This is a genomic window from Variovorax sp. VaC1, assembly GCF_043658315.1.
Classification (GTDB): Bacteria; Pseudomonadota; Gammaproteobacteria; order Burkholderiales; family Burkholderiaceae_C; genus Variovorax.
On sequence record NZ_JBIGLT010000004.1, the window covers coordinates 615,188 to 639,162 of the forward strand.

The following is a 23,975-nucleotide window of genomic DNA, read 5'->3' on the forward strand; positions in this document are numbered from 1 at the left end:
AAGGCCCATCCTGCTTCCCGCGATGCTGCTCGGCATCGCGGCGGGATGGGCCGCGCCTGCCCGACACGCTTGCGCGCAGGCGGGCGATGCCGCGCGCGCCGCTTTCGAGGTGCCCGCGGGCCCGCTCGAAGACGCACTCAACCGGTTCGCGCGGCAGGCCGGCATCACGCTGTCCTTCGACCCCGCGCTGGTGCGCGGCAAGCAGGCCGATGCGCTCACGGGCAGCCGCACCGTGCCCGAGGGCCTGGCCGCGCTGCTGTCGGCCCACCGGCTGGCCGCCGTGCGCGGCGACGGCGGCGCCTACACGGTGCAACCCGCGCCGGCCGCCACAGCCGAAGCCACGGGCAGCGCCGCATTGCCCACGCTCACCGTGACCGCCGAGACCGAACATGCCGACGGCCCCGTGCACGGCTACGTCGCGCAGCGCAGCGCCACCGCCATGCGCACCGACACCCCGTTGATCGAAACGCCGCGCGCCGTCACCGTCGTCACGCGCGAGCAGATGGACGACCAGGCCGTGCACACCGTCGAGCAGTCGCTGCGCTACTCGGCCGGCGTGCTGACCGAGGTGAAGGGCTACGACCCGCGCCTGTCGTCGCTGACGGTGCGCGGCTTTGCGCCGGCGGAGTTTCTCGACGGCTTCAAGCTCTACACCTCGAACGCCTACTCCGGCTGGCTGATCGAGCCGCAAGGGCTGGAGCGCGTCGAACTGCTGAAAGGGCCGGGCACGGTGTACGACCCGGCCGCACCGGGCGGCGTGATCAACATGGTGTCCAAGCGCCCTTCGGCGGAAGCGGTGCGCGAGGTGGGGCTGTCGATCGGCAACAACAACCGCTACCAGGGCAGCTTCGACCTGGGCGGCGCGCTGAACGACGACGGCAGCCTGCTGTTCCGGCTCAACGGCCTGTTTCGCAGCAGCAGCGGGCAAACCGACTTCTCGCGCGACGACCGCAACTTCCTGGCGCCGGCCCTGACGTGGAAGCCTTCGGCGCGCACCAAGGTCACGCTGCTGGCCGAGGTCACGCGCGACCGCATGACGCCCGAGAGCGCGTGGCCGGTGGGTGCGCTCATCACGCCCAACCCCTACGGCCGCATCTCCAGGAGCCGCTTCATCGGGGAGCCGGGCGTGGACCACTACAACCGCAATGCGTCCTCGGTCACCTACCTGTTCGAGCACCAGCTCAGCGACAACTGGACCCTGCGCCAGAACGCGCGCTACGCCAAGCTGGACATCGACTACCAGCAGGTCTACGGCCTGGCTTTCGAGAGCGATCAGCGCACGCTCGATCGCGGCATCCGGCGCCTGGTCGACAAGAGCCGCACGTCCGCGTTCGACATTCAGGTCGAGGGCCGCCTTCGCACCGGCCGCGTCGCGCACACGTTGCTCATCGGCATGGACTACCAGCGCTATGTGAGCGACAAGAAGATCGGCGCGGGCCCCGCGTCTTCCATCGATGCCTTCGCGCCGGTCTACGGAGCGCCGGTGACCGTGCCGACCGTCGGGCCCGTGTTCGGCTCGGCCATCGCAAGCGACGGGCTGAGGCAGCACGGCATCTATGTGCAGGACCAGATGCGCTCGGGCCCGTGGTCGCTGGGGCTGGCCGTGCGCCGGGACCAGTCTCGCAACTCCTACACCGGCGGCGTGCTGACGGCGCAGGGTCCGGACACCAAGACCACCTACAACGCAGGCCTGCTGTACCTCGCGCCCAACGGCCTGGCGCCCTACTTCAGCTACTCGACCTCCTTCACGCCGCTGCCCGGGGCCCTGGCGAACGGAAGCCTCTTCAAGCCCGAACTCGGGCGGCAGCTGGAGGCGGGACTGAAATACCGGCCGCCGGGCATGGACGCGCTGTTCACGGTCTCGGTCTTCGACCTGCGCAGGAACAACGTCGCGACCATCAACCCGTACCTGTTCACCCCCTCCGCGCAGATCGGCGAAGTGCGCTCGCGCGGACCCGAGTTCGAAGCCCGGACCGCGCTGACGAAGCAGCTCAAGCTGGTGGCCAGCTACACCTTCCTCGATGCCAAGGTCACCCGCAGCCTGAACCTCGCCGAAGTGGGCAGGCAGCCGGTGCAGACCGCGCGCAATACCGCGTCGCTGTGGCTCGACTACCGGCTCGGCAGCCCCGAGTGGCGCGGCTGGAGCGTCGGCGGCGGCGTGCGCTATGTCGGCAAGGTGCCGGCCAGCGCGGACAACAGCTTCTACAACCCGGCCTACACGCTGGTCGATGCGGCCTTGCGCTACGAGCGCGGCCCCTACACCTTTGCGCTGAACGCGACCAACCTCTTCAACAGGACCTATGTCGCGGGCAACGGCCAGTATTTCGGCCAGGGCCGCGCGCTGCAGGCCAAGGCCACCTTCCGCTGGTAGCCGAAAGGCTCAGGCCTGCTGCGCCTCGGTCAGCGCCTGCGCCGCCACCACCGCCTCGGTGCGGTTGCGCACATTCAGCGCGCGAAAGATCGCGGCCAGGTGGATCTTGACCGTGCCCTCGCTGATGCCCAGGCTGCGCCCGATCAATTTGTTCGGCTTGCCCTGCGACAGCAATTGCAGCACCTCGACCTGGCGCTCGGTCAGCACGCTGCGCAGGTGCTCCAGCGTCTGGTTGCCGCTGCCGCCGCCGCGCGCCATGGCTTCGGCGCCGGGCTGCGGCGCCACGCCCGCGACGATGCCGGGCGGCAGCGCCGTCAGCATCATCGGCGGCACGTACACGCCACCGGCCAGCACGAGGCGCACCGCCGACAGCATGACCTCGGGCGAGTAGGCCTTGGGTATGAACCCGAGCACGCCGCGTTCGAGGGCACTGCGCATGATGGCGGGGTCTTCGTAGCCAGACAGCACGATCACCGGAACCGCCGGATGGCGATGCCGGATTTCGTCGATGTGGGCCTGGCCGTCGGCGCCAGGCATGTTCAGGTCGATCAGGGCCAGGTCGAGGTCATCGGTGGCCCCGGCAAGCAATTCGTCGACGCTCATCGCCAGGACGAATTCGATACCGGGTGCCAGCTCCGACAACTTGGCTTTGACCGCCTCGATGACGAGCCGGTGGTCGTCGGCGATCAGGATTTTCATGGCTTTTCCCCGTGTCCCAGCATGCATTCAGCTGGCGGATGCCGAAGATAACGGCGATTGCCCCGCGCAGCAAGGCCGCGGGCCCCACCCAACGGCATAGACCCCAAGCGGTATGGCGCCTGCCGCGACCCCTTTGAAAGAATGAACACCCACTCGAAGGAACCGGGGACATGGGCATGTGCCATCGCTGCAGACGCCGGTGCAAGGCATCCTTCGCATTTGCCACGCACGACTGAGCGGGCGCAGTCATGGCCCGTCTGTTCGACTGCTTCTCGGCATTCATCGCATTCGGTCTTGCGCTCGATGCCGCGCTGGCAGGCGGCCGCCCCGCCCCACCGCACGACGCGGCGCAGCAACAGGCGCGCCGGCTGCTCGACGCCGCGCGCGCCGAGGCCGAGGCATCGGGCACGCCCGCGACGCAGATCGAATCGGCCGCCTTCGCGATGGTCGCGTGGATCGACGAGATCCTCGCGCGCCACCCCGGCGCGGCCAGCGGCGCGCCGCCGCTGCAGGCGCAGCTCTTCAACTCCAGCAACGCGCACAGCGAGTTCTTCCACCACCTCTCGGCACTGACGGCGCAGGACGACGAAGTGCGCGAGGTCTACTGGCACGCGCTGGCGCTCGGCTTCAAGGGCCAGTACTACTTCGAGGACGGCGACCAGGGCGAGCTCGGCAAGCTCAAGGACCTGCACGGCCACCAGCTGCGCACACCGCCGCTGGCCACCGGCAGCCTTGCGCAGGACCACATCACGCCGCAGCCCTACGGCGTGCCCGATCCGCGCGGGCCCTACGACACCCATCGGCGCGACCGCGCATTGCTGCGCAGCGGCGCGGCCCTCGCCCTGCTGCTGCCGCTGCTCTACCTGCTGTGGCTCTGGTCCACCGGGCCACCGGCGGCGGACACCGCGCTCACGCAGCGCATCGAGCAGCACCTGCAGAGCTTTGCCTGCGCGGACCTCACGGCGACGACCGACAAGGAGGGCCGCACGCACGTGAGCGGCTTCGTCTCGCTGCCCGCCGACCTGCCGCGGGTCGAGCGCGACGTGCGCGCGATGCCCGGCGTCAAGGCGCCGCGCTTCGACGTCGGCCTGCGCGTGTGGCCGCACTGCGAGGTGTTCTCCATCCTCAAGCCCTACCAGGCGCGCAACCACGAGAAGGCCTACGGGCTCGACGTGAGCGCGCCGTCGGCCCGCGACGGCAAGCTGCGCGAAGGCGACAACGTGCGCGTGCAGATCGTGGCGCCGCGCCACGACAGCTACATCTGGGTCGACTACTACACCGCCGACGGCTCGGTCATGCACCTCAATACCGGGCAGGCGCCCACGCAGCTGCGCGCCGGCCAGACGCTGGAGCTGGGCCGCGACATTCCGTCGAGCTGGCTCGTCAGCCCGCCCTTCGGCAACGTACTCATCACCGTGCTGTCGGCGCCGATGCCGTTCAGCGAAACCTCCGACCGGCCGCCCTACGAGCTGGCCTCCGACTACCTGCTGCGGCTGCGCGAGGTGCTCGCGGCCAGCAAGAACGGCGACCGGCTGATCGCCGACTTCGTGTTCCTTGAAACGGTCGCGCGATGAACGCCCTGCTGTCGCCCACCCATCGCTTCTGGCTCCTGCTGGCGCTGTGCGCGATCGGCTTCGCGCTGCTGTATGCCGTGGTGCACGACGCGGGCCGCGGTGCGCGCCGCCGTGCGCTGCGCCGCCGCATCGAGGCATTGGGCGCACCGGCCGACGACACCGGCGAGGCCGCCCTCGACGCCCTCAAGGAAGACATGGCGCAGACGCAGCAAGCCACGCGCCGCACGCCATGGCGACGAACCGCCGCGCCCGTGCCGTGGTTTCTTTTCTTCGGCGATGCCGCCGCCAACCTGCTGGGCCTCTTTGCGACCGCGCATGGCGAACGTGCGCACGCGTACGAACGTGCACACGAACGTGCACACGAACATGCGCCCGAACATCCACATGCCCCCGACAGCGAATCCGCCAGCGAGGCCTGGTGGTGGCGCTGGTGGCTGACCGGCGCCACCGTGGCCATCGAGGTCCACCCCGATGCGGTCGGCGACGCGGCCGCCACGCCCACACAGCGCAGCCTGTGGCTGCAATCGCTGCTCGCGCTGGCGCAGCGGCGCGAGCGCCTGCCGCTGAACGGCCTCGTGGCCTGTGTCGGCGCCAGCGAGCTGCTGCACGCGGACGCCACCGAGCTGATGCCCCTGGCCGCCCGGATGCGCCACGCGCTCGACGAAGCAAGCGACACCCTGCGCCTGCAGCTGCCCACCTACCTCGTCGTGACCGGCCTCGAACAGCTCGCGGGCTACGCCACGCTGCGCGGCGCGCTGCCGCCCGAAGTGCTCGCACAGGTGCTGGGCCATCGCCTGACCGATCCGTCCCCCGTCATCGACACGCCGGCCGGCGAGCGCTTCGATGCGGTGTTCGACCCCATCGCCCGGCAACTGCATGGCCTGCGCATGGCGTTGCTGCGCGAGCAGGCCGGGCCCTCGGGCCGGTTGGCGATCCATGAATTCGTGGAAGCGGTGCGTGCATTGCAGCCCGCATTGCGCGCGTTCGCGCAGGTGCTCTTCGAGGGCCACGGCAAGAGCAGGCGCGCGCCGCGCTGGCGGGGCCTCTACCTCACCGCATCGGCATCGCAAGCCACCGGCGGCGCCTTCGTCGGCGACCTGTTCGAGCGCTTCCTGCCGGTCGACCAGCCGCTGGTGCGGCCAGGGCGCCCAGCATCGAACACCACGGCGGGCGCACCGTGAAAACCGGCGCGCCGCGCCTACTTCGCGTCGATGCGGATCTGGCGCGCGCCGAAGGTCACGTTGAGCGTTTGCGGCTTGCCCGGCTCCACCGCGCGCACCTCGCGCCAGCGTGCGCGGTCGAGGTCGCGAAACGCCGCCATCACGCCGATGGCCTTGGCGTCCGCCGGCAGCGTGAGGTCGATCTTCTTGCTTTCGCCGGGCCGCAGCAGCGCTTCTTCGCGTTGCACGAGTTCGGCGCCGAGCGTGGCCTGGTCCTTCTCGAACAGCGAGAAGAAGTCGGCGCTTTCGAAGGGCCCCGACGACTTGAGTGCATACACGCGCACCGTGAGCGGCGATGCGCGCCCGCGTGCATCGGGGTTGGCATCGGCGCCGGCCGCCAGCGTGATCGACACCGGCGTGACCACCGGCTTGCTCGCGCAGCCCGCGATCAAAAGACCCGCTGCAGCAAGGCCGAAGGCTGCGATGCGTCGCCGCGAAGCAGCGGCCAGAAAGCCTCCATAGGACGAATGGTGTGTACCGAGCGTGCGCATGCTATTCCCTTCGTTGCATTGACCGGTCCTGACGCATCTTTGATTATCACCAGCGAACTCCAACAGGCAACATGCTGACTCACGAACTTGTCGAAGCACTGCTCGCGCCCATCGGCGAGGCCTCGCCATGCGGCGACGACCTGGAGTACGACCCGGACTTCATCGCGCTCGTGGCCGCCGCGCAAGGCAAGCCCGAGCAGCAGTTCGGCGACACCGTGATCCCCGCGGTCGAGCCCGAGTGGCGCGCGGTGGCCGAACAGTGCGACGCGATCCTGCGCCGCAGCAAGGACGTGCGCGTTGCCGTGCTGCTGCTGCGCGCCGCCACGCGCATGCAGGGCGTGGCCGGCTTCGTCGCCGGGCTCCAGTTGCTGAACGGCCTGCTCGACACCTTCTGGGAAGGCATACATCCAAAGCTGGATGCCGACGACGACAACGACCCGACGATGCGGCTGAACGCATTGGCCCCCTTCTGCGACGAAGGCCAGACGATGCTGCGCGAGCTGTACGACGCGCAGGTGGGCATGGCCCCCGGCGTGGGGCCGATCCGCGTGCGCGACATTGCCGTGGCCCACAACATCCTGGACGCGGTGGGCGGCGAGGCCACCTACTCGGCCTCGCAGGTGCAGGGCGGCATCGAGGCCATCCAGGCATCGAGCCCCGAGCTGCTGCAGGCCGCGACGAACGTGCTCGCGCTGCTCGACAGGCTGCAGGCCTTGCTGGTCGATCGCACCGGCCGCTCCGACGCGATCGACCTGACACCGCTTCGCACCGTGGGACGCGTGCTGAAGAAGGCCTGCGGCGTCGGCGCCGGTGCTGCAGGCGATGCAGCCACCGATGCCAACGCCGGAGCCGACGGATCGCAGGCGGCCGGCACCACGGCCCGCCCTGCCGCCCCGAGCGGCGAGATCCAGAGCCGGCAGGACGCGGTGCAGATGCTCGACCGCGTGATCCGCTACCTCGAGCAGTCCGAGCCCGGCAACCCCGCGCCGCTGCTGATCGAGCGCGCCAAGAAGCTCATCGGCGTGAGCTTTCTCGAAATCATGGCCAACCTCGCGCCCAACGCGATGGACACCATCGAAACCGTGACGGGCAGGCGCCCTTCCGAGTAACCGCGACAGCACCCGACCCGCACCCCATTTACACCCGCAAGGAGCATCTCCATGGCCAAGAGCAGTCAGAAATTCATCGCCCGCAACCGGGCGCCACGGGTCCAGATCGAATACGACGTGGAGCTGTACGGCGCCGAGAAGAAGATCCAGCTGCCCTTCGTGATGGGCGTGCTCGCCGATCTCTCGGGCAAGCCGGCCGACCCGCTCGCGCCGGTGGCCGACCGCAAGTTCCTGGAGATCGACGTCGACAACTTCGACGCACGCATGAAGGCCATGAAGCCGCGCGCCGCATTCGCTGTCGAGAACTCGCTCACCGGCGAAGGCGACCTGAAGGTCGAACTCACCTTCGAGAACATGGACGACTTCTCGCCCGCCGCCGTGGCACGCAAGGTCGGCGCGCTCAACAAGCTGCTGGAGGCGCGCACGCAGCTGTCGAACCTCGTGACCTACATGGACGGCAAGGGCGGCGCCGAAGACCTGCTGGCCAAGGTGCTCGAAGACCCGGCCCTGCTGCAGACCCTGGCCGCGAGCAAGAAACCCGAAGACGGCACCACCCCGGCCGCCTGAATCCCATTTGAGCAACGAGGAGTAGATCACCATGGCCGAAGCACTCGAACAGAGCGCGCTGAAAGATGTCGCGTACGCGGGCAGCGACTTTTCGTCGCTGCTGCAAAAGGAATTCAAGCCGCGCAGCGACGAAGCCAAGAGCGCCGTCGAAGCCGCCGTGCTCACGCTCGCGCAGCAGGCGCTGGCGAACAGCACCGTCATCGGCAAGGACGTGACCAAGTCGATCCAGGCCATGATCGCCGCGATCGACGCCAAGCTCACCGACCAGGTGAACCGGATCATTCACCACCCCGACTACCAGAAGCTCGAGAGTGCATGGCGCGGCCTGCACTACATGGTGAACAACACCGAGACCGACGAGCACCTGAAGATCCGGGTGATGGACATCTCGAAGACCGAGCTGGCCAAGAACCTCAAGAAGTTCAAGGGCGCGGCCTGGGACCAAAGCCCGATGTTCAAGAAGATCTACGAGCAGGAGTACGGCCAGTTCGGCGGCGAGCCCTTCGGCGCGATCGTCGGCGACTACCACTTCGACCAGAGCCCGCCCGACGTCGAGTTGCTCGGCGAGATGGCCAAGATCGCGGCCTCGGCGCACGCCCCCTTCATCACCGGGGCCAGCCCCAACCTGATGCAGATGGAGTCGTGGCAGGAGCTGGCCAATCCGCGCGACCTGACCAAGATCTTTCTCACGCCCGAGTACGCCGGCTGGCGCAGCCTGCGCGAGTCGGACGACTCCAAGTACCTGGGCATGTGCATGCCGCGCTTCCTGGCGCGCACGCCCTACGGCGCCAACACCAACCCGGTGGAAGAGTTCGACTTCGAGGAAGACACGGCCGGCGCCGATCACAGCAAGTACGCATGGGCCAACGCGGCCTATGCCATGGCGACCAACATCAACCGCTCGTACAAGCTCTACGGCTGGGGCTCGCGCATCCGCGGCATCGAGTCGGGCGGCGCGGTGGAAAACCTGCCGCTGCACACCTTCCCGAGCGACGACGGCGGCGTCGACCAGAAGTGCCCCACCGAGATCGCCATCAGCGACCGGCGCGAGGCCGAGCTGTCGAAGGCCGGGCTGCTCTCGCTGATCCACCGCAAGAACTCCGACTTCGCGGCCTTCATCGGCGCGCAGTCGCTGAACAAGCCCGCCGAGTACGACGACCCCGACGCCACGGCCAACGCCAATCTGGCCGCGCGCCTGCCCTACCTCTTTGCCTGCAACCGCTTTGCGCACTACCTGAAGTGCATCGTGCGCGACAAGGTCGGCAGCTTCAAGGAGCGCGAGGACATGCAGCGCTGGCTCAACAAATGGATCATGAATTACGTCGACGGCGACCCCGCCAACTCGTCGGAAGAAACCAAGTCGCGCAAGCCGCTGGCCGCCGCCGAAGTGGTGGTGGAAGAGGTCGAGGGCAACCCCGGCTACTACACCTCCAAGTTCTTCCTGCGCCCGCACTACCAGCTCGAGGGCCTCACGGTCTCGCTGCGGCTGGTGTCCAAGCTGCCCTCGGCCAAGGGCGCCAAGTAAGCCGGAAAAGAGCGCCTGTTTTTACGGGCCGGCGCTTCAAACCGGCGCCCCCTTTTTCGTTCTCCATGTAGCTCCCGCAACGCAGCTTCGGCGAACGGACCGGGGGCAGTCACCTCACAGTCGATCAACCACCCGCCCGCAACCCATGGGCATCATCAAGGAGCATTGAAATGGCAGCTTCAGACTTTTACGTCAAGCCCAAAGGCGTCGAAGGCGAGTCCGGCAAGGAAAACCACGAAAAAGAAATCGAGATCACGAGCTGGACGTGGGCCGTGAGCAACCACAGCAGCGCCCAGAGCGGCGGCGGCTCCGGCAGCGGCAAGGCCGAACCGGCCGACCTGACCTTCACCGCCCACTACGGCAAGCAGTCGCCCAACCTGGCGCAGCGCTGCGCCTCGGGCACGCACCTGGACGAGCTCAAGCTCACCGGCCGCAAGGCCGGCGGCAAGCAGGAGGACTACATCATCATCACGCTGGAGCACGTCTTCATCACCAGCGTGCAGGTCAGCGGCATCCAGAACGGCGAGGTGTCGGAATCGGTCTCCTGCTCCTACAAGAAGATCAAGTTCGAATACAAGGTCCAGGACAGCACGGGCAAGCTCAGCGCGGGTCCGGAGTTCAAGTGGGACACCGAAAAGGGCAAGGCGGAAAACTGAAGCCACCCATCGGGCAGCGCGCCGGCCTGGCCGCTGCCCGGGTGCCTGCCAGCCCGACGCAAGGAGCGATCCCATGTCCAACTACTCATGCACCAGTTGGCTGTTCTATGGCGACCAGCGCCTGAACGCCGCCGCCAACCACAACTCCGCCCACATCCTGCCGAACTACAACGGCAAGGGTCCGCACGTGCGCAAGATCCACGAGCTTCTGAAAGACTACTTCAGCGGCACCTTCGGCGGCGAGAAGCTGCCCTACGGAGACGCCCTGACGGGCGACGTGTACAACCAGGACACGTCCGTCGCCGTGTGGTTCTACAAGTACCAGCAGGACAAGAACGGCGAAGACCTGAAGAACTACGCCGGCAAGATCGATTCGATCTGCGGCATCAAGACGGTTCGCTCGATGGACGCGTGGCATCGCGCCCAGAACCCCTTCAATCCCTGATTGCACCGTGCAGGGCGTTGCCTGAAGCGAGCCTCTTTGCGGGGCACGCTTCAGGCAACTTTGCCGTTTGCGCGGCTACGGCGCCGGTGCCGGCATCGTCTCTCCCTCTTCATCATCCACGCTCGCCGGCAGCAGTTGGGTGACGTCATCGCCGTCGTCCTCGATCACCCACAGGGTCAGTGCCGTGTAGTTGTCGTGGCCCGGCTTGGCATGGGCCTTGATCTGCGCGTCGAGCAGCTCGGTCCACTGGCTCGGCGTGCGCGCGGCGTGCAGCGTGTCGACCAGCAGCTCGTCGCCCAGCGGCTCCCACACGCCGTCGCTGCACAGCAGCAGCACGTCGCCGGGCAAAAGGCGCATGCGGTCCGACACCGCGATGTCGGGCGCCTCCTCGATGGAGCCCAGCGCCGACAGCAGCATGTTGCGCTGCGGATGCAGCCGCGCGCCTTCTTCGTCGAGCATGCCGCCGGCCACCATCTGCTGCACCAGGCTGTGATCGGTGGTGCGCGCCACGATGGCGCCGCCACGGAACAGGTAGGCGCGGCTGTCGCCGCTGTGCACCCAGGCCAGCGCCTGGCTTTCGAGGTCGATGGCCGCGAAGACGATGGTCGAGCGCATGCCTGCGAGCTTGCCGCCCTCGGCCTGACGCGCCACCACGTCGCGGTTGGCCTGCTCGACCAGCCCGCGCAATACCGCTTCGTCGAGGCCGGGCGCGGCCGAGAAGCCGCCCAGCACGCTGCTGCGCGCCGTGGCCGCCGCCACGTCGCCACCGCCATGGCCGCCCGCGCCGTCGGCCACCAGGCAGGCGACATAGCGCTCGTCGTGCCAGTGGCCGAACACGTCTTCGTTGTAGCTGCGGCCGCCCTGCCGGGAGAGCGTGACGATTTCGATTTCCAAGCGGGGTGCCTCGCGTGTGCTGTTGTTGTCGTTGTCGTGGCCGTGCGTCGTGGTCTTCTTCTCAGGTGTCCGACTTCAGGCGCGCCATCTGTTCTTCGTAGGCTTCGAGAAAAGCCTTGCCGAAGAGGCTGTGGAAGTCGTCTTCCGCCTCGCTCGCGATGCCGCCGTAGAGCGCCACGAACTGGTCCCACAGCTTGGCCTTGCGGTTGGCGCTGAAGAGCGCGTCGAGCGCCGACTTCGCGCTGATCTTCTTTTCCAGCTCGGCCGGCTCGAAGCGCGCGATGACGTGCGCCAGCGCCGCGCGCATGCCCACCATCACGCCGAACTGGTGTGCGCGCAGGTCGTTGAAGGCGTCGCGCATCGCGGCCTCGGGCGGCATGAAGCCGCGCACGCCGGGGCCCAGCAGATGGGCCAGCGCCACCTCGACCGTGGGCGAGAACTTGAGCGGGTTGTTGGCCTGCGCCGCGATCATCGTGACCTCGGCCCGCACCTCGCGCTTGAACTCCTGGCGCGTGAGCAGCAGCTGCAGCGTGCCTTCGGTGGCACTGCGCAGCATCGAACCGATGCGCTCCATCAGGCCGGGCGTGAGCATCTCGGGCGGCTGGTGCGTGCTGGCCAGGCCGCGCAGGAAGGCGGCGAGCAGTTCGTCGTCGGATGCGGCGCGTTCGGCGCGCGGTGCGGCTGGCGTTGCGATTGGCGCGGGAGCATGCTGCACGGGCATCGGTGCCGGTGCCGGTGCCGGTGCCGGTGCTGGTGCGGGCACAGGCATCGGCGGCAACGCCGGCGCCTCGGCAAGCTTGCCCGTGGGCTCCGGCCCGCTGATGCGGATCGGCAGCCCTGTCATGTCGTCGAACCGCGGCAGCTCTTCCGCAGGCAATGGTGCGGGCGGCACCGGCGGCGCCATGGCCTTCGGCGGCGTGAAGCCGAAGCGGTCGATCGGCAGGTGGTCCGATCGCGGTGTCGGCGTGGGCGGCGCGGTGCGCTGCAGCGCGGCCAGCGGATCTGCCGACGAGGCCGTGTTCGGCTGCAGCAAAGGGTCGGCCAATGGCGACAGCGCGAGCGGATCGCCGCCGATGCCACCACCGCTGTCCATGCCGCCGAACAGTGCATCGATGCCTGCCGCCTTGCCGTGCGCGGGTGGCGCGCCAAGATCGGAGAAGTCGTCGAGCGCACCCAGGCCGGCGGCGGGTGCCGATGCGGGCGTGGGCCCCAGCAGGTTCGCGAAGGGGTCGACCTGCGCGGCATGCGCGTTGCGCGAGCCGCTTTCCATCGGGTCGGGGAACAGCATCGCATCGGCTGGTGGCGCAGACGCCGCAGGCACGGCAGGCTTGGCCACGGCCGGCGAACCGAGGCCGGCGAGCAGGTCGGCAAAGGGATCGTCGCTCGATGGCGCTGCAACTGTCTGCGGTATCGCCTCGACGGCCGGCGCCGCGCCGGCACCGGCACCAGCGGCCACCGCGCGCACGCCCAGCTCGAAGCTGCCGATGACCAGGTGCGCGCCGTCCGTCAGCGCAGCCTCGTTGCCGGCCCCCAGCGACTGCCCGTTGCACTGCATCGGGTTGCTGCCCCGGTCGATGATGAAGTAGTGGCCGTCGCGGCACAGCACCTGCGCATGCACGCGCGACACGGTGCGGTCGGGGTCGTCGAGCACCAGCGTGTTGGTGTCGGCGCGTCCGATGGTGCCGCCCTGCGGTCCGAACTCGGCAACCATGGGCTGCCCCGCGGGCGTGCCTTGCCGGGTGATAACAGCGATTTGGATCATGAACCGGCCCCCGGGCGACGCCCATACACCCTTCGCACACGCGAACGAAAAGACTCACAGGGAGTATTCATTCCGGGGGACACGTTGGCAATCTCGCCGTAAGAGGTATGCCTTGCGCCATTGGATGTCGCGTGCCGCGTGCCGCGCCCGCTCACGGCGAGAGCAGCAGCAGCAAGGCCTGGCTCGGCACCACGCGCACGCCGGGGCAGTTGGTGCTGTTCTGTATCGACACGCTGGTCAGGCGCGTGGCCGGCATGCCCTGCAGCAGCACGGTGAAGGCGGCGGTGACGTGGCGGCTGGGCCCCATGACCGTGCCCGACGCCACGCCCAGCATCACGCCCGCGTTGTCGCCGTTGGTCATCGGGATGACGGTGCCCAGGTTGTGCGCCGGCGCGCCCATCACCAGGATGGTCGGGCAGTTGGGAATGGCCATCGGCCCCATGGCGATGTTGGGGTACGGCACCGGAATCGGCGAGGGCGCGGCCGGTGTGATGCACACATCGGGAAAACCCATGTCGGTGCCCATCATCTGGCAGTTGGCGAACACGATGGGCTCCTAGCCGAAATGGATCTGGCCGCCGCGCGTCTTGACCAGCTTCTCGCCGTTCACCAGCGTGTGCTCGCCCGACAGGCGCAGCAGTTGCTTTGCCTCGCACTCGACGTGCGTGGCGGCCACGCGGTCGGTGCCGTCGGTGGTGCGCACGTAGTGCCTGCTGTAGTGGCTCACGCGGTCCATCACCGTCGAGAGCACCGAGCCCACCAGCTTGACCACGCTGCCCACCACGCGCAGGTGGCGGCCGACGAGTTCGACCGACTCCACCGCCATGCGCCCTTCACGCGCGCGCACTTCGAGCTGGTCGCCATGCAGCGCGAGCCGCGGCGCCGCGAAGGTGAGCGCGCCGTCGTCGACCTGCACGCGCGTGTCGCCGGACAGGCGCAGCACGTGGGCCTGTCCGCCTTCGCGCTGCAGCACCGCAAGAATCCACAGCTCCTTGGGCGCCACTTCCATGCAGGCGACGCTGTCGCCCACGCGCGGCTCCAGCAGGCAGCTCGCGGCGCGGCGGCCGTTGCGCTGCAGCGTGCCGCTCAGCACGGCGAAGCCTTCGGGCCCGCAGGCGCTGACGGTACCCACGCACCAGCCGGCGGCAATCGCCTGCGGCTGTTGAGGCTGCTGCGCCTGTTGCGGCTGCGGCGATGCGGCCGCACGGGCCTTGCGGCGGCTGCGCGCGGGCGATGACGAAAGGGTGGCGTTCGATGGTGAGGTCATGAGGTCTGCTCCATGGGTTGCCAGCGTTCGGCGGCGGCCAGGTCGGGGTCTTCTTCGATGGCGCGGGCGCGATCGGTCATGCGCGCCTCCTGCGTGTTCGCGCCGTGCAGCACGGTGCGGAACATCGCGGCTTCGCGCAGGTCGGCACCCGACAGGTCGGCATGGCTGAGGTCGGCGTAGGTGAGTTCGGCCGAGGCCAGTTGCGCGCGCGGCAACCGGGCACCGGCGAAGTGCGTCTGGTAGAGGTCGGCGCCGGTGAAGTTGGCACCGGGCAGGCGCGCCCCGGTAAAGAGCGCCTGGCGCAGTTGCGCGGCGGCAAAGTCCGTCTTCTCGCCCTGCACTTCGCAGAACAGCGCGCCCGCGGCCCGCGCCTTGGCGAAGCAGGCGCCGTCGAGCGTCGCGCCCTGGAAGTTGCATTGGCGCATGCCGGCTTCGGAAAAATCGGCGCGCGCGAGTTGCGAATTCAGGAACTGGCAGCCTTCGACCTGCAGCCGCGCGAACGACTTGCCCTGCAGGTCGGTGCCGATGAAGGCCACGCGCAGCAGCGTGGCACCGGCCCAGGTCAGCAGCGTGAGGTCGCAGGCCGACACGGTGGTCTGGCGCCAGTGGGCACCGTCGGCGCACACGTCGAGCAGGCTCGTGGCGTCGAGCAGCGCCGAGTCGAGGTTCGCGCCGCGCAGCACGGCGTGGTCGAGCCGCGAGCGGGTCAGCGTCGCCATGCTCAATTGCGCGTCGGCCAGTTGCACATGCGGCGCCTGGCATTCGGTCCACAGCGCGGCATGCAGGTTGGCGCCGCGCAGGTCGGCATGGTCGAGCGTGCAGTGGTCGAACACCGCACGCCGCAGGTTGGCGCCCGCCAGCAGCACGCCGCGCAGGTCGCACTGCTCGAACACGGCTTCGCGCAAGTCGGCACCGCGCAGGTCGGCTTCGGCCAGCCGGGTGCGCGAGAACACGGCGCCGCCGAGCGCGGCGCGCGCATAGGCGCCCTTGCCCAGGTCCATGCCGACGACCGGTTCACCGATGGCGACGGCCATCGACAGCAGTTCGGGGCTCATCATGGCGCGGCCTGTTCTTCCGGCGTCAGGCGCGGCCAGGTGCGGGCGCGCTTGAGCATGGCGTCTTCAAAACGCACGTCGCCATCGAGCCGCACGCGCGACAGGTCGGCCCCGAAGAGATTGCTGCGGCGCAGGTCGGCGCCGCGCAGGTCGGCGTGGTGCATCACCGCGTTCGAGAGGTTCATGCCCGCCATCACAGCCTGCCGCAGCACGGCCTTGCGCAGCATGGCGCCCGCCGCGCTGGCCAGGCGCAGGTCGCAGCGCGCGAAGCGGGCGCCGGTGAGGTTGGCGCCGTCGAGCCGCGCCTGCACGAGCCGCGCGCCTTCGAGCTGGGTCTCGCCGAAATTGCAGCGCATCAGTTGTGCACCGCTCAGGTCGGCACCGGCGAGGCTGCAGCCCTGCACGAACACCGCGCCCTCGGCCTGAACGCCGGCCAGCCGCGCGCCGTCGAGCTTGCAGCCGACGAAGTTGCCGCGCTGCAGCCGTGCGGCGCGCAGGTCGCAGCCGCTCAGGTTGCACTCGATGAAGTTGCAGTCACTGAGTTCGGCCTCGGCCAGCACCAGGCCCTGAAGGTCGAGCTTGTAGAACACCTGGCGTGCCGCCTGCACGCCGCTCCAGTCGGCCGCGCCCCATTTCGTGTCGAGCAGTTGGGCGCCGGCCAGCTGTGCGCGACGCAACTGGGTGCCGGCGAGCAGGCAGCCGCTCAGCACCGCGCCGCGCAGGTCGGCTTCGTCGAACACCGCGCCGGCCAGTTGCGCGCCGCCGAGGTTGGCGTCGGCGAACTTCGCGCCCACGCCGACGGCACCGCGCAGGTCGGCATGCGCGAGCACGGCACCCGAGAAGTCGGCGCCCGACAGATTGGACTTCGACAGGTTGGCGCTCTCCAGCCACGCGCTCGCGAAGCTCACACCGCGCAGATCGAGGCCCGAGAGGTCGGCGCCCGTGAGGTCCATGTTCTCGAAGTAGCGCATGCCGCGGGCCGCGGCCCGCGCAATCTCGCCGCGCAGCGTTTGCGCCTCGGCTGCCGGCATGGGGTCGGCCGGTGCCTGCGCATGCGCCGACTGCCGGTAGGCCAGCCGCTCGGCAGCCTCCTGCTGCACGAGCGCGGGGTAGACGGCGGCGGCATTCACCGCCTTGCCCTGCGCCGCGAAGTCGGCGCGCATCGCGTCGAACCGCCCTTCGGCGCTGAAGCGCGGCGGCCCGCGATGCTGCAGCGCGGCCAGCGGCAGCTTGTGCTCGGCCGCGAAGGCCAGCGCCTTTTCTGCCTGCGTCACGGCGTCTTCGAGCGCGGCCCACTGCTGGCGCTCGGCCTCCTTCATCTGGCGTTCCACGTAGGGCGCGAGTTCCGCGCCGGTCGGCACCTTCTCGCGCACCGGCATCTTGATGCCGAGGGCATCGGGGTCGCGTCCCTGGGCACGGACCTCTTCGCGCGCCAGGGCCACGTCGGTCTCGGCACGCAGGAACTGCGCCTCGCCCTGCAGGCCGTCCATGGCGAAGGCCGCACGCGCGGCTTCGACGGCGGGATCGAAGGTGTCGAGCCCATCGGGCAGCAAGTCGCCGTCGTGCAGCATGTGGACGCTGCCGGTGCGCGGATCGGCGCGCCGCGCGATCGCGTCCGCATAGTGCGCGTCGCTCCGGCGCTCGCCGAGCCGCTCGACCGCGCCCATCAGCGACACGACATCAGCCCCGTCGTCGGTGGCCACTTCGGCCAGCCCCTGGAACAGCAGGATGGCGCGTTCCGCATGCGGAAAGAACCACGCGGTGGTCAGCCGCAGCGGCACCTCGCGCAGCTTGGGCTCGCTGCCCTCGCCCGTGCGATAGCCCGCGAACACGCGCGCGCAAAGGCCCGGCAGGCGGCCTTCGATGTGCGCCTGCGCCGCATGCATGTGATCGAAGGCAAAAGGCTCGTCGCCGCGCAACGGTTGGTCGAACCACTGGTCCGGCGGCGCGAGGTTGAAGTGGCGCCAGTCCAGGTCGGGCGGAAACCCGGGCGCATGCGCCTGCAGGTAGCCGGCGTCGTAGGTGCCCCGGTATTGCGCGCGCTGCGGATGCATGGGTTCGAGCGCGCCGAATCCCGCGGGCGGCACCGCGTGGTCGGGCCGCAGCAGGCGGGCGTCGGGCCGCTCGATGTTGGGCAGCCACTGCGCCCCACCCTGCGCCGCACGGCCCTTGCCCGCGGGGTTGAGGGCGAAGTCCGCGCCGCCGTAGGCATGCGCCCAGTCGATCGGCATCTGCGCGAAGGGCTCGGGGGCGGTGGCCTGTGCGCCGTCCCAGCGGCGCTCGCCGAAGACCAGCAAGGTTTTTTCACGCGTGCCCAGCCGCGCGCGCACGGCGCAGGCGGCGGGCTGCCCCGGTTGCGGAAAGGCGCGGCCATGCACCAGGAACTCGGCCGTGAGCTTGGCCACGCCTTCATCGATCAGCGGCACCGCCATCTCTTGCGACAGGAAGTCCCACATGGACTGCTCGCTCCACAGCGCGCCGCGCTCGCCCTGCGCAAAGGGCACGTGCAGGCAGGCGGTGACGCACAGGCCGAAGCGCTTTCGGTACTCCACCGGCCGGGTCGACAGGCCGAGCGCCTGGGGCTTGGTCACTTGCATGCGCGAACGGCCTCAGGAGCCGCCATGGGGTGGCGTGTAGGGCGGCGGAAGCGGGGGCATGTCCGGCACGGCCGGGATGACGGGCGCGGGCGGCGCGGCGGGGCGGGCGCCCGCCGAGGACTCGTTCGTTTTCAGGGCATCGGCGGTGCTGCTGGCATTGGTGCCGCCGAGAAGCTGGTCGTCGATCTCCATCGCCACGCCGCCGATGATAGGAATCATGGCCAACGCGCCTTCGGTCCCCCGCCGGTCTGCGATGGCCGCCATCCGGGTCAGCCGGCTGGCGAGATTCGTCAGGCCCTGGTCGCGCGCCTCCTGCGCGGCCGTCTCGAGGTCGGTCTTGGCCTTCTGGTACTGGTCGAAGGTGGCCTTGATGTCGAAGATGCCGTGAATGGCCGAGATCGCACCGAACACACCCGCCGCGACATGCCCGGCCACCGCCGCGCCGGACCCGGCCCCGGAACCGGCCCCCGAGTTGATGATCTTGACGGTGGCCAGGTCGATCGACAGCGGCTCCTGCGTCAGGTCGGGTCCACCCACGTTGCTCATCTTGACCGCGAGCGTGTTCTCCATCTGGATGCCGAGGAAGTTCGAGACGTCCAGGGCCAGCGCATTGCTCATGCTCAGGCCCATGAAGGTCGAGCGCGTGACGCCCAGGTTGGCCTCGCTGTTCGAGCCGATGTAGCCGCTCGAGTTGGAGCCCAGCACGGTGGTGTTGGAGCCGATGGAGGTGGTGTTGATGTCGCCCACGGCCATGACATCGAGCGAGGTGTTGCTCAACATCTTGATCTGGTTGGCCATGATCGAATGCTTGCCGGCCGTGACGTCGTTGCGCACGCCGCCGCTCTGCATCTTGGTGTTGCCACCGACAAGGTAGGCCATGTCGGCCCCCACCGAGGTGGTCTGGAAGCCGACCACGCCCACGTCCTGGTTCGCACCCACCACCGTGCCCTGGAAGCCGCCGATGGCCACGTTCTGGTTGGCCGTCACCGTGAGCGCCTGGAAGCCCACCACCGAGGTCTTCTGGCTCGCATGGAAGATGTTTTCCTGGAAGCCCTTCACCTGCGTCTTCTGGCCGCCCGCGCCGATGGTGTTGCTCTGCGAGATGCCCACCACGTTGGTCTGTATCTCCGCCACCGTGTTCTTCTCGTTGCGCTTGACCAGCGCGGTGCGGTCGCGGTCCACCGTTTCGCTCTGGTCGCGCCCGACCGAGAGCGAGTCGTCCACCTCCACCGAGGTCGACATGTTCCGCTCGGCATGAACGTTGACCAGCTCCTGACCCTTCTTGTCCTCGAACATGATCTCGTTGTAGTTCGAGGGCCCGCCGCCCGGCGTCGAGCGCGTCTTGAAGCCGCTCTGGGTGGGCGACTTGTAGGGAATCGGCTGGTCGTCGTTGTAGACCCGCCCGACGATGATCGGCCGGTCGGGGTCGCCGTTCATGAAGTCGACGATCACCTCCTGCTTGATGCGCGGCATGAAGTAGCCGCCCCACGCCTTGCCGGCCCAGGGCTGCGACACGCGGATCCAGCAGGTCGACTTTTCGCCGTGTTCCTCGCGGTCGTCGTAGCGGTCCCAGTGGAAGTGCACCTTGACGCGCCCCATCTCGTCCACGTCCAGCTCCTTGCCCTTGGCGCCGACGACGATCGCGCTCTGCGGGCCGGGCATGGTCACGCGCGGCGTGAGGCGCGGCGGGCGGAAGGCCTGCTTGGCCGACAGCGCGGTGATCAGGAAGGTGCTGGTGCCGCGCGTGCTGTCACTGAGCGCGGGCGTGGTGTCGATCATGGCGAGAAAGGCGTCGAGGCAGCCGGAGTTGACGGCGTCGTCGAGCAGCGCTTCCTGCAATACGCGGCGGATCGGCTGCACGGCGATCTCGGGGCCCAGGCCTTCGTAGCCGGGGTGCGTGGCCGCGAAGGTGCAGCCGGCAATGATGTAGTCGTCGTCGCGCGCGCCGTCGGGGTCGCCGCTGAAGGTGAAGCTGTGGCCCACCGCCACGTCGGGCCAGTGCGTCACGGCCCAGTGCGGTTCGTGGCGCGTGTCCAGTTCGTCGGCGCGCACCGCCAGCACGGCTTCGGCGTCGTCCGAGTTGAAGTAGCCGCCCGGGTATTCGAAGACCTCGAAGTCGGCCAGCTCGTGGTTGTCGGCCACGTCGGCGCCGGTGCTCAGCAGCCGCTTGATGGCCTTGTAGTCCACGTCGCGCGAGGCGTACTTGCCCGACTGCAGCTGGCGCGCCGTGGTCCAGCGCTCGATCTGGTTGAAGCGCGCCTCGCTCGCGCCGGCCGTCACGAACTCGAGCACGCCCTTCACCGGCAGGCCGCCGTGCGCCATGTCGGTCACGTCCGCCAGCATCATGGTGCCGGGCGCGGTGTGCGCATCGAACCAGTAGTAGATGCCCTCGTCTTCGAGGATGCGCGAGAGAAAGCGGTAGTCGCTCTCCTGGTATTGCACGCAGTAGCGGCGCAGCGCATGCGGGCCGGTCACGCCGTCGGTCTTGATCTTCTTGACGGCCTTGATCGGGCTGTCTTCGAACACGGCGTCGAGCACTTCGAGCACCGGCTTCTCTTGCAGGATGCGCGAGTTGGTGCGCTTGGTGAGCAGCCAGAACCACGAGCGCAGGCTGATGCGGTATTCAAAGAAGCGCCCGATCTGCGCGCCGCGCGCGAACCGCACCGCATGGCCCTGGGCATGGCGCTCGTGCTTGCCTTCGTCGGCATCCAGGAACTCGATCACCACGTCGAACGCACGCCCGAGAATCGCCCGCGGGTCGATGGCGCGGTTCGTCGACAGCACCGTGAGTTCGTAGCTCGACGGCCGCGAGAACGCCTCGTGGCCCACGATGCGCCAGAACATCAGGTCCTTGTTGGCGGGCGAATCGCTTTCGATGCGGAACTCGTGGTCGGCCATGTCGGTGTCTCTTGCGGGATTGGAGTGCGCCTAGTCGAAGGCGTAGGTGAAGTCGGCGTCTTTCACGTCGAGCGCGACGCGGCGGATCTCGCCGCCCGACGCCAGACGCTGCAGGTACTCGACCGAGATCGTGGGCAGCACGGTGTTGGTCAGGATCGCGTCGATCACGCGGCCGCCCGACTCCGGGTCCTGGCAGCGCGCGACCACCTGCTCGACCACCGCCTCGCTGTACTCGAAGGGCACGCCGTGGTTGGTCTCGACGCGCTTCTTGATGCGGCCCAGTTGCAGCCGCACGATCTTCTTCATCATGTCGGGCGACAGCGGGTAGTAGGGAATGGTGACGATGCGGCCCAGCAGCGCGGGCGGGAACACCTTCATCAGCGGTGCCTTGAGCGCATCGGCCAGCGCGTTCGAGTCGGGCAGCAGCTCGGGGTCGCGGCACATGCTCATCACCAGTTCGCTGCCGGCGTTGGTGGTCAGCAAAATGATCGTGTTCTTGAAGTCGATCATGCGGCCCTCGCCGTCTTCCATCCAGCCCTTGTCGAAGACCTGGAAGAAGATCTCGTGCACGTCGGGGTGGGCCTTCTCCACTTCGTCGAGCAGCACCACGCTGTAGGGCCGGCGGCGCACGGCCTCGGTCAGGATGCCGCCTTCGCCATAGCCCACATAGCCCGGAGGTGCGCCCTTGAGCGTGGAGACGGTGTGTGCCTCCTGGAACTCGCTCATGTTGATGGTGATGATGTTCTGCTCGCCGCCATACAGCGCCTCGGCCAGCGCGAGCGCGGTCTCGGTCTTGCCGACGCCGGAGGTGCCGCAGAGCATGAAGACGCCGATGGGCTTCTGCGGGTTGTCCAGCCGCGCGCGCGAGGTCTGGATGCGCCGCGCGATCATCTCCAGCCCGTGCTTCTGGCCGATGACGCGCTGGTTGAGCGTGTCGGCGAGCTTGAGCACCGCCTCCACTTCGTTCTTGACCATGCGGCCGACGGGAATGCCGGTCCAGTCGGCGACGACGGAGGCCACGGCCTGCTCGTCGACGGAGGGCAGGATCAGCGGCGACTCGCCCTGCACCGCATGGATCTTGGCCTGCAGCTCATGCAGTTCCGCAAGCAGCACCGCCCGGTCTTCGCTCCCTCCCCCGCTGGGGGAGGGTTGGGGTGGGGGCACGTCGGCCTTCGCACCACCGTCAGCATTCGATGCGCCGCTGCCCCCACCCTTGCCCTCCCCCGGAAGGGGAGGGAGTGAAGCAGCATCCACCGGCCTGTTCCCCGCCCGCAGCTTCGCGCGCAGCTCAAGCAGCCGGTCGACCAGCCCCTTCTCTTCCTTCCACCGCGCATTCAACGCCTCGAGCTGCACATTCGACTCGGCCAGCAGCGCCGCGACCTGCGCCGCGCGCTTGGTCACGTCGATGCCGATGGCCTCCTCGCGCCCGATGATCTCCTGTTCGACCGTGAGCCCTTCGATGCGGCGCATGCAGTCTTCCACCTCGGGCGGCGTCGCGTGCTGCGACACGGCCACGCGCGCACACGCGGTGTCGAGCAGGCTCACTGCCTTGTCGGGCAACTGCCGCGCGGGAATGTAGCGGTGGCTCAGCTTCACGGCCGCCTCGATGGCCTCGTCGAGCAACTGCACGCGGTGATGCTTCTCGAGCACGCTGGCCACGCCGCGCAGCATCAGGATCGCCTTGGTCTCGTCGGGCTCGGGCACCTGCACGACCTGGAAGCGCCGCGTGAGCGCCGGGTCTTTTTCGATGTACTTCTTGTACTCGGCCCAGGTGGTCGCGCCGATGGTGCGCAGGTTGCCGCGCGCCAGCGCGGGCTTGAGCAGGTTGGCCGCATCGCCGGTGCCCGCCGCGCCGCCCGCGCCCACCAGCGTGTGGATCTCGTCGATGAAAAGAATGATGGGCGTGGGCGAACTCTGCACCTCGTCGATCACCTGGCGCAGGCGCTGCTCGAACTCGCCCTTCATGCTCGCACCGGCCTGCAGCAGGCCGATGTCGAGCGTGAGCAGCTTCACGTCTTTCAGTTGCGGCGGCACGTCGCCGCGCGCCAGCCGCTGCGCGAAGCCTTCGACCACCGCCGTCTTGCCGACACCGGCCTCGCCGGTGAGCAGCGGGTTGTTCTGGCGGCGGCGCATGAGGATGTCGACGATCTGGCGGATCTCTTCGTCGCGCCCGGTCACCGGGTCCATCTCGCCCTTCTTGGCCTTCTCGGTGAGGTCGACCGCGAACTTCTTCAGCGCATCGCCCTTGCCCATGGCGGCCGGCGCCATCGCGCCCGAGTCTTCGCCGGGCGCGCCGCTGCCCATGCCGGTGCCGTCCTGTGCGCGCATCTGCGATTCGGGCGAGGCGTCGCAGATCTTTGCGAAGTTGTCGGCGAGGTCCTCGACCTTCACCTTCTCGAACTGCTTCGACAACCCGAACAACGGATTGCGCAGGCTCTGCGTCTTCAGCATGCCAACCAGGATGTAGCCGGTGCGCACCTGCGCCTCGCCGAACTGCAGGGTGGCGTAGGTCCATGCGCGCTCGATGGCGTTCTCGATGTGGGGCGAAAAGTCGCTGATGGCGGTGGCGCCGCGTGGCAGGCGGTCGAGCGCGGCCGTCATGTCCTTGGCGATCACCGACACGTCGAGGCCGTAGTGCTGGATCACGCGGTGCAGGTCGGAGTCCTGCACCTGCAGCAGCTGGGCGAACCAGTGCTCCAGCTCCACATACGGATTGCCCCGCATCTTGCAGAACACGGTCGCGCCTTCGATGGCCTTGTAGGCCAGCGAATTGAGTTTGCCGAAAAGGGCGGTGCGGCTGATTTCACTCATGAAGGACTCCGTATCTCGTCTAGACGAATGAAGC

At 68.7% G+C, this 23,975-nt stretch carries 18 protein-coding genes; 8 read left to right on the forward strand and 10 right to left on the reverse strand.

The features are described from left to right. Window positions 1-22: 22 nt before the first annotated feature. Window positions 23-2,371, forward strand: coding sequence for a TonB-dependent siderophore receptor (locus ACGLHS_RS19710; RefSeq protein ID WP_394482412.1), 2,349 nt, complete (start codon window positions 23-25; stop codon window positions 2,369-2,371). A gap of 9 nt (window positions 2,372-2,380) precedes the next feature. On the opposite strand, the gene ACGLHS_RS19715 is transcribed toward ACGLHS_RS19710, so the two are convergent. Then, window positions 2,381-3,070 carry a LuxR C-terminal-related transcriptional regulator gene (locus tag ACGLHS_RS19715; protein ID WP_394482414.1) on the reverse strand — a complete coding sequence of 230 codons (690 nt, stop codon included), beginning with the start codon at window positions 3,068-3,070 and terminating at the stop codon, window positions 2,381-2,383. 248 nt (window positions 3,071-3,318) lie between these two features. On the opposite strand from ACGLHS_RS19715, the gene ACGLHS_RS19720 reads away from it, so the two are divergent. Together ACGLHS_RS19720 and ACGLHS_RS19725 are read left to right on the forward strand one after the other, a co-directional pair. Then, on the forward strand, window positions 3,319-4,644 hold the full coding sequence (locus tag ACGLHS_RS19720) for a DotU family type IV/VI secretion system protein (RefSeq protein WP_093247428.1): 1,326 nt from the start codon (window positions 3,319-3,321) through the stop codon (window positions 4,642-4,644). Beyond that, on the forward strand, window positions 4,641-5,825 hold the full coding sequence (locus ACGLHS_RS19725; RefSeq protein WP_394482417.1) for a type VI secretion system protein: 1,185 nt from the start codon (window positions 4,641-4,643) through the stop codon (window positions 5,823-5,825). The genes ACGLHS_RS19720 and ACGLHS_RS19725 overlap by 4 nt, the downstream gene beginning before the upstream one ends. A gap of 17 nt (window positions 5,826-5,842) precedes the next feature. On the opposite strand, the gene tssJ is transcribed toward ACGLHS_RS19725, so the two are convergent. After that, window positions 5,843-6,355 (reverse strand): type VI secretion system lipoprotein TssJ, encoded by a 513-nt coding sequence (gene tssJ, locus ACGLHS_RS19730; protein WP_394482419.1) that lies wholly within the window; start codon window positions 6,353-6,355, stop codon window positions 5,843-5,845. Window positions 6,356-6,426: 71 nt separating this feature from the next. Between tssJ and tssA the strand changes: the two genes are divergently transcribed. The 5 genes from tssA (at window position 6,427) to ACGLHS_RS19755 (ending at window position 10,657) form a co-directional block, all read left to right on the forward strand. Then, window positions 6,427-7,464: a type VI secretion system protein TssA gene (gene tssA / locus ACGLHS_RS19735; protein ID WP_394482421.1), complete on the forward strand. Its 1,038-nt coding sequence runs from the start codon at window positions 6,427-6,429 to the stop codon at window positions 7,462-7,464. Window positions 7,465-7,515: 51 nt separating this feature from the next. Then, window positions 7,516-8,031 carry a type VI secretion system contractile sheath small subunit gene (gene tssB / locus ACGLHS_RS19740; RefSeq protein WP_093247424.1) on the forward strand — a complete coding sequence of 172 codons (516 nt, stop codon included), beginning with the start codon at window positions 7,516-7,518 and terminating at the stop codon, window positions 8,029-8,031. 31 nt (window positions 8,032-8,062) lie between these two features. Next, window positions 8,063-9,556, forward strand: coding sequence for a type VI secretion system contractile sheath large subunit (gene tssC / locus ACGLHS_RS19745; RefSeq protein ID WP_093247423.1), 1,494 nt, complete (start codon window positions 8,063-8,065; stop codon window positions 9,554-9,556). A 170-nt stretch (window positions 9,557-9,726) separates the two neighbouring features. Continuing rightward, complete coding sequence (locus ACGLHS_RS19750) at window positions 9,727-10,212, forward strand: type VI secretion system tube protein Hcp (RefSeq protein ID WP_093247422.1); 486 nt, start codon at window positions 9,727-9,729, stop codon at window positions 10,210-10,212. A 73-nt stretch (window positions 10,213-10,285) separates the two neighbouring features. After that, window positions 10,286-10,657: a hypothetical protein gene (locus tag ACGLHS_RS19755; RefSeq protein ID WP_093247421.1), complete on the forward strand. Its 372-nt coding sequence runs from the start codon at window positions 10,286-10,288 to the stop codon at window positions 10,655-10,657. A gap of 75 nt (window positions 10,658-10,732) precedes the next feature. On the opposite strand, the gene ACGLHS_RS19760 is transcribed toward ACGLHS_RS19755, so the two are convergent. The 8 genes from ACGLHS_RS19760 to tssH all read right to left on the reverse strand — a co-directional run bounded on the left by ACGLHS_RS19760 (window position 10,733) and on the right by tssH (window position 23,941). Beyond that, a complete protein-coding gene (locus ACGLHS_RS19760; protein WP_394482425.1) occupies window positions 10,733-11,551 on the reverse strand; it encodes a PP2C family protein-serine/threonine phosphatase in 819 nt (272 codons plus the stop codon). Between the two features lie 61 nt (window positions 11,552-11,612). Further along, window positions 11,613-13,313, reverse strand: a complete 1,701-nt coding sequence (gene tagH, locus ACGLHS_RS19765) for a type VI secretion system-associated FHA domain protein TagH (RefSeq protein ID WP_394482427.1) — start codon at window positions 13,311-13,313, stop codon at window positions 11,613-11,615. A 151-nt stretch (window positions 13,314-13,464) separates the two neighbouring features. Beyond that, window positions 13,465-13,860: a DUF4150 domain-containing protein gene (locus ACGLHS_RS19770; RefSeq protein ID WP_394482429.1), complete on the reverse strand. Its 396-nt coding sequence runs from the start codon at window positions 13,858-13,860 to the stop codon at window positions 13,465-13,467. 9 nt (window positions 13,861-13,869) lie between these two features. Beyond that, a complete protein-coding gene (locus tag ACGLHS_RS19775) occupies window positions 13,870-14,580 on the reverse strand; it encodes a DUF3540 domain-containing protein (RefSeq protein WP_394482432.1) in 711 nt (236 codons plus the stop codon). Then, on the reverse strand, window positions 14,577-15,635 hold the full coding sequence (locus tag ACGLHS_RS19780) for a pentapeptide repeat-containing protein (protein ID WP_394482434.1): 1,059 nt from the start codon (window positions 15,633-15,635) through the stop codon (window positions 14,577-14,579). The genes ACGLHS_RS19775 and ACGLHS_RS19780 overlap by 4 nt, the downstream gene beginning before the upstream one ends. After that, on the reverse strand, window positions 15,635-18,232 hold the full coding sequence (locus ACGLHS_RS19785; protein ID WP_394482436.1) for a DUF2169 domain-containing protein: 2,598 nt from the start codon (window positions 18,230-18,232) through the stop codon (window positions 15,635-15,637). Before ACGLHS_RS19785 ends, ACGLHS_RS19780 begins: the two co-directional genes overlap by 1 nt. 12 nt (window positions 18,233-18,244) lie before the next feature. Continuing rightward, window positions 18,245-21,130: a type VI secretion system Vgr family protein gene (locus ACGLHS_RS19790; protein ID WP_394482438.1), complete on the reverse strand. Its 2,886-nt coding sequence runs from the start codon at window positions 21,128-21,130 to the stop codon at window positions 18,245-18,247. A 30-nt stretch (window positions 21,131-21,160) separates the two neighbouring features. Further along, window positions 21,161-23,941, reverse strand: a complete 2,781-nt coding sequence (gene tssH / locus ACGLHS_RS19795) for a type VI secretion system ATPase TssH (RefSeq protein WP_394482441.1) — start codon at window positions 23,939-23,941, stop codon at window positions 21,161-21,163. Between the last annotated feature and the right edge of the window lie 34 nt (window positions 23,942-23,975).